This is a genomic window from Methylibium sp., assembly GCF_013817365.1.
GTDB lineage: Bacteria > Pseudomonadota > Gammaproteobacteria > Burkholderiales > Burkholderiaceae_C > Methylibium.
Genome location: NZ_JACDCU010000256.1, coordinates 1 through 6,045 on the forward strand (window position 1 = coordinate 1; position 6,045 = coordinate 6,045).

The 6,045-nt window shown below is 67.0% G+C and carries 5 protein-coding genes; 1 reads left to right on the forward strand and 4 read right to left on the reverse strand.

The window, feature by feature from the left end; genetic code table 11:
• On the forward strand, positions 1-2,427 hold a 2,427-nt coding region (gene acnA / locus H0W38_RS14755; protein ID WP_292455373.1), incomplete at its 5' end, for an aconitate hydratase AcnA.
• A gap of 149 nt (positions 2,428-2,576) precedes the next feature.
• On the opposite strand, the gene H0W38_RS14760 is transcribed toward acnA, so the two are convergent.
• The 4 genes from H0W38_RS14760 to H0W38_RS14775 form a co-directional block, all read right to left on the reverse strand.
• Positions 2,577-2,921, reverse strand: coding sequence for an ArsC family reductase (locus H0W38_RS14760; protein WP_292455376.1), 345 nt, complete (start codon positions 2,919-2,921; stop codon positions 2,577-2,579).
• A 4-nt stretch (positions 2,922-2,925) separates the two neighbouring features.
• A complete protein-coding gene (locus H0W38_RS14765) occupies positions 2,926-3,423 on the reverse strand; it encodes a hypothetical protein (protein WP_292455379.1) in 498 nt (165 codons plus the stop codon).
• A 194-nt stretch (positions 3,424-3,617) separates the two neighbouring features.
• Positions 3,618-4,787, reverse strand: coding sequence for a DUF1615 domain-containing protein (locus H0W38_RS14770; protein ID WP_292455381.1), 1,170 nt, complete (start codon positions 4,785-4,787; stop codon positions 3,618-3,620).
• A 32-nt stretch (positions 4,788-4,819) separates the two neighbouring features.
• Positions 4,820-6,045 (reverse strand): gamma-glutamyltransferase family protein (locus H0W38_RS14775; protein ID WP_292455383.1); only part of this gene is annotated, 1,226 nt, incomplete at its 5' end.

Sequence of the window (6,045 nt, forward strand, 5' to 3'; positions counted from 1 at the left end):
GCCGACCTGGCGGCCATGCGCAACGTGGCGGCCAAGATGGGCAAGGATCCCAAGGCGATCGAGCCGCTCGTGCCGGTCGATCTGGTGGTCGATCACTCGGTGATGATCGATCACTTCGGGGCTAAGGATTCGCTGGACCTCAACATGAAGCTCGAATTCTCGCGCAACCGCGAGCGCTACGAATTCATGAAGTGGGGCATGGACGCGTTTGACACCTTCGGCGTCGTTCCGCCCGGCTTCGGCATCGTGCATCAGGTCAACCTCGAGTATCTGGCGCGCGGCGTGCACAAGACTCCTGACGGCATGCACTACCCCGACACCCTGGTCGGCACCGACAGCCACACGACCATGATCAACGGCATCGGCGTCGTCGGCTGGGGCGTCGGCGGCATCGAGGCCGAAGCCGGCATGTTGGGCCAGCCGGTCTACTTCCTCACGCCCGACGTGGTCGGCATGGAGCTGACGGGCCGGCTGCGCGAAGGCGTCACCGCCACCGATCTGGTGCTTACCGTCACTGAGATCCTGCGCAAGGCCAAGGTGGTCGGCAAGTTCGTGGAGTTCTTCGGCGAAGGCACCCGCACGCTCGCCCTGCCCGACCGCGCCACGATCGCCAACATGGCGCCGGAATACGGCGCCACCATGGGCTTCTTCCCGGTCGATGAGAAGACGATCGCCTACTTCCAGGGCACGGGCCGCACGCAGGCCGAGATCGAGGCCTTCACCGCCTACTTCCAGGCACAGAAGCTGTTCGGCGTCCCCGGGTCGGGCGAGATCGACTACAGCTCGGTGGTCAAGCTCGATCTCGGCAGCGTCGCTCCCTCGCTCTCCGGCCCCAAGCGCCCGCAGGACCGCATCGAACTCGGCAACGTGAAGACGCAGTTCGGCTCGCTGTTCAGCAAGCCGCCCACCGAAAGCGGTTTCAACCAGCCGGCGGCCAAGCTCGGGCAAGGCTTCACAACGAGTGACGGCCTGGACATCAGGAACGGCGACGTGCTGATCGCCGCCATCACGTCCTGCACCAACACCTCCAACCCGGGCGTGCTGCTGGCGGCGGGCCTGCTCGCCAAGAAGGCCGTCGAGGCCGGGCTCACGGTCAAGAAGCACGTGAAGACCTCGCTCGCGCCCGGCTCGCGCATCGTCACCGAGTACCTGCAGAAGGCCGGTCTGCTGCCCTACCTCGAGAAGCTCGGCTTCTACCTGGCCGGCTACGGCTGCACCACCTGCATCGGCAACTCGGGCGACCTCACGCCCGAGATCAACGAGGCGATCAGCAAGAACGACCTGGTGTGCGCGGCGGTGCTTTCGGGCAACCGCAACTTCGAAGCGCGCATCCACCCGAACATCAAGGCCAACTTTCTTGCCTCGCCGCCTCTGGTGGTGGCCTACGCGATCGCCGGCACGGTGCAGCGCGACCTGATGACGGAGCCGGTCGGCAAAGGCACGGGGGGCCGCGACGTCTACCTCGGCGACATCTGGCCGAGCAGCGAGGAAGTGCATGCGCTCATGAAGTTCGCAATGGACGGCGAGGCCTTCAAGAAGAACTACGACAAGGTCAAGAGCGAGCCGGGCGAACTGTGGGAGCGGATCAAGGGCGTGAAGGGCAACGTCTACACCTGGCCCAAGAGCAGCTACATCGCCGAGCCGCCCTTCTTCCAGAACTTCACCATGCAGCCGGCGGCGCTCGAATCCGGCGTGCACGGCGCGCGCATCATGGGCCTGTTCGGCGACTCCATCACCACCGACCACATCTCGCCTGCGGGCTCCTTCAAGGAAACAACGCCGGCCGGAAAGTACCTGCTCGAGCGCGGCGTGCTCAAGGCCGACTTCAACAGCTACGGCTCGCGCCGCGGCAACCACGAAGTGATGATGCGCGGCACCTTCGCCAACGTGCGCATCAAGAACCTGATGCTGCCGGCCGAGGCCGACGGCTCGCGCGAAGAAGGCGGCTACACGTTGTACCAGGCGGACGGTCCGCTCAAAGGCCAGAAGCTGGCCATCTACGACGCCGCCATGAAATACATGGACGCCAGCGTGCCGACGGTCATCTTCGGTGGCGAGGAATACGGCACCGGCTCATCGCGCGACTGGGCGGCCAAGGGAACGCAGTTGCTCGGCATCAAGGCCGTCGTCGCCAAGAGCTTCGAGCGCATCCACCGCAGCAACCTCGTCGGCATGGGCGTGCTGCCGCTGCAGTTCAAGGCGGGCGACGGCTGGGAGAGCCTGGGCCTGACCGGCAGCGAAGTCATCGACATCGAACTGGGTGCACAGATCAAGCCGCAGACCGACGCCACGCTCGTCGTCCGGTGGGCCGATGGCAGCGAGCAGCGTGTGCCGCTCACCTTGCGCATCGACACGCCGATCGAAGTCGACTACTACAAGCACGGCGGCATCCTGCCTTTCGTTCTCCGGCAGCTGCTCGCTGCCTGAGAACTGCAGGCAAGAGCCTGCCCTCATGACGACCGCCGCGCTGGCGCGCGTCCGAGTTCTCCGGCAGCTGCTCGCTGCCTGAGCACGGCACGCCGGGGCCTGCTCGTCACTGACCGCCGCAGTTTGTCAGGGCTGCGGTCATTCGTTCTTCAGCGCAAGGCCGCATAGCGCTGTTCGTCGAATCCGACGATCACCTCGTCGCCGTTCTCCAGCACCGGCCGCCTGATCACACTCGGCTGGGCGTGCATCAGCGCCGCGGCAGTGGCGGCATCCACGACGCCGGCCTGCGCCGAGGTATCGAGCTTGCGCCAAGTCGTGCCCTGTCGATTGAGCAGTCGCTGCCATCCCGTCTCGGCGATCCACCGTGCCAGTGCCGCTTCGGGCACGCCGGCCTTCTTGAAGTCGTGGAAGCGGTAGGCGAGGCCCTGACCGTCGAGCCAGTTGCGCGCCTTTTTCACCGTGTCGCAGTTCTGCAGGCCGTACAGCGAAAGCATGGATTCAAAGAAAGCCGTTGCGGCTCTGGCAGGCCGGATCCATGTTGTGACCCAGTTCGGCCACCCGGTCGCTGGTGTCGAGACTGACCTGGAACCAGATGCAGAACGGCGTTTCGTAACGGTAGGACCAGAGCTGGTGCTGCTGGCGCGACAGGAACTGCACGTGCGAGGGACTGCCGATGCTGCGCAGCACCTCGGCCTTGCTCATGCCGATCTTCAACTCAAGGAAGTTCTGTTCGGTCAGCACCTGTTCCCACGCGATCAGCCGATCGTTGGCGTCGAAGTCGAGCATGTAGGTGTGTTTGCCGTACGGGCCTCGCGCGAACTCCAGCCGCACGCCGCCGTTCTCGCTGTCATAGCGTCCCGTGGGCGGGCCCAGCTGTTCGATGGCCTGCGCCGTACTGCTGCCCTGGGGAAGACCTTTCGGGCTGTAGCCGGCGCAGCCGGCAAGGACCATGACCGCGAGGGCAAGAGCCAAAGTTAGGCTGCGCGAGCCGTGCAAATGGCGGCGGGACGCGGGGGTGGCTTGGAAGTGCATCGATGAATTCTGCCCCTGTCGCGAAGCCTACTTGGCCGCGGGGCCGGGGCACGGCCAACCGCTTCGCGATTGAAGAGCCGCTCGAAACAGGGCCCAGCCGATTCCTTTCGGCATCCCGCGCGGTGGCCCGAAGACCCCAGCGGGGCGTCGCCGGTGGGCTACGCCGCTTCCCGCGCTCGGCAACGCCCGTAGCGCTCGTTCACCCGGTTGGCGAACCATGCGGTCGTGAGCTTGCGGGTGATCTTCGGGCTTTGCAGGCGGATGTTCGGCAGCATGGCGCGGGGCAGCGGCCGGCCCGGCGGGTCGGCCAGCGCGAACACGCGCTCGTAGAGCTGCGTTCGATCGAAGTCTTGCGTCGTGCCCTGCTCGAGAGCGCGGCGGATGGCCGCATCGCTCAGGTTCAGGTGTTTGCCGAGGACGCGTGTGGCCAGCTCCGTGCTGCCGGGCCTCTCCGCGCCCTCGGGGCCGTGCAGCACCAGATCGCCGTCGAGCGCCAGCGGAATGCCTGACGCTGTGCTGACCGCGTTCTGAAAGGCCGCATTGCGGCTGGCGTAGTGCCCGGCGTTGAAGTCAGCGAACCGGTAGAGGGGCGTGTTGTACGGCGCCGGGTAGTCGAGCAGATGGGCAATGCCGAAGTACATCCCGCCGCGCCGTGTGAACACCTCGCGGCGCAGGCTATCCCCCACCGGATACGGGTAGGCTTTGTCCGCCGCGTGCTGTTCGGCGAAAGCGATGCTCACCTGCATCGGCCCGCCGGTGCGCACCGGGTTCCAGCCGGCGAAGAGCCGCTGGCCCATCGGCACCATGCCGATGAAGTCCTCGAAGATCCGGCTCAGCTCGCCTTCCGTCCTGGCGGCATCGATGCGCTCGCTGTAGCTTTTGCCGTTGGGCGACGGCACGGCCAGCGCAGCACGCACGATCAGTTTGGGAACGCCCGCCCGCTCGGCTCGCCGGTCGATTTCGCGCCATGTGATCGCGGCGAGATTGGGGACGACCGGCAAGGCGCGAAAGCCCGACTCCTGCTCGGTGACCGCGATGACGGCACAGATGTTTTCCGGCGTGGGCGCGATCTCCATCGCGGCGAATGCGGCGTAAATGTCGGTGGCCCAGGCGGCTGGCTCGGGTGTGGCGGGCGGCAGCAGGCGGGTGATCAGCGCGCGACCGCGAGCAGGATCGAGGGGTGGCCCTGGGTCGGTCGTCTGCTGCGTCGCGCAGCCGGCCAGGACGGCCAGGCAGCCGGCGGCGAGCCACAGTGCCGGTCGGCGCCAGCGCGCCGCCTGCGCCACTCTGCGGCCGCTCGCTCTCGAATCGCCGGCACGGCACGGCATGCCGCTTCCCAATCCCGAGCCCCTCGGTGGATTCAGAAGGCCGCCACCGCGCCGTTGCTGCGCGGATCGAAACCGCCGACCAGCAGGCCGTTGGCTTCGCGGATCAGTGCGCCGGCATGGCCGACCGACTCGTCCCAGTCGGCCAGTGCCTCGACATCGTGGCCCATGGCCCTGAGGGCGGCGAAGGTCGTAGCCGGAAAGCGCGCCTCCAGCTTGAGGCTGTCGCTCGGTTGGCCCCAGGTGCGACCCAGCAACCAGCGCGGCATCTCGATGGCGGCCTGCGGTGCGATGCCGAAACGGTGGATGCGGCTGAAGACCGTCGCCTGCGTCTGCGGCTGACCGTCGCCTCCCATCGTGCCGTAGACCATCAGACGGCCGTCGTCCAGGCGGGCCATCGCGGGATTGAGCGTGTGGAACGGCCGCTTGCCAGGCGCCAGCGCGTTCACGTGCGCCGCATCGAGGCTGAAGCTGCAGCCGCGGTTTTGCCAGTTGATGCCCGAGCCGGGCAACACCAGTCCGGAGCCGAACTCGTGATAGATGCTCTGGATGAAGGAGACCGCCCGGCCTTCACCGTCGATGACGCCCATCCAGACCGTGTCGCCCGGGTCGGTCTTGCGGCCGAAGGGCGCTGCTTCGGTGAGGCTGATGCGCCCGGCCAGATCGTCCAGAAGATCGCCCTGCAGGAGCGAGCCGGGTGTCACCGACATGAAGGCCGGGTCGGTGACGTGTTTGTCTCGCAGCGCGAACGCCTGCTTGGTGGCTTCGACCTGCGCGTGCACGAACGCAGGCCCGAGAGGATCGCCGTCCCAGCCGGTGAGCCGCTGCATGATGCCCAGGATCATCAGCGACACGACCCCCTGCGACGGCGGCGTCATGTTGAACAGCGTGGCGCCGGGCACGCGCAGCGACAGGGGATCGACCCGTTTGGCATGGTGAGCCGCCAGATCGTCGTGCGTCAGCGGGCTGCCGAGTGTGGCCAGTTCGGCGGCGATTTCGCGCGCCAGTTCGCCGCGATAGAAGTCGTCCGTTCCGCGCGCCGCCAAGCGAGAAAGCGTGGCCGCCAGACGCGGCTGGCAAAACAGGCTGCCCGCCTGCGGCACTTGCCCGTTCACCAGAAACGTCTCCGAAAAGCCCGCGATCGGGTTCAGCTCGGCCCGCTTGGCCGTCGTGCAGGCCCACTGGCTGTGCGTCACGGGGATGCCTTCCCGCGCATACCAGATCGCATCCTCGAGCAGCCGCGACAGCGGCATCCGCCCGC

Bases quoted from the DNA above. Each gene is read 5' to 3' on its own strand.
- H0W38_RS14760 (WP_292455376.1), bottom strand. From the start codon at position 2,921: ATGCTTTCGCTGTACGGCCTGCAGAACTGCGACACGGTGAAAAAGGCG.
- H0W38_RS14770 (WP_292455381.1), bottom strand. From the start codon at position 4,787: ATGCCGTGCCGTGCCGGCGATTCGAGAGCGAGCGGCCGCAGAGTGGCG.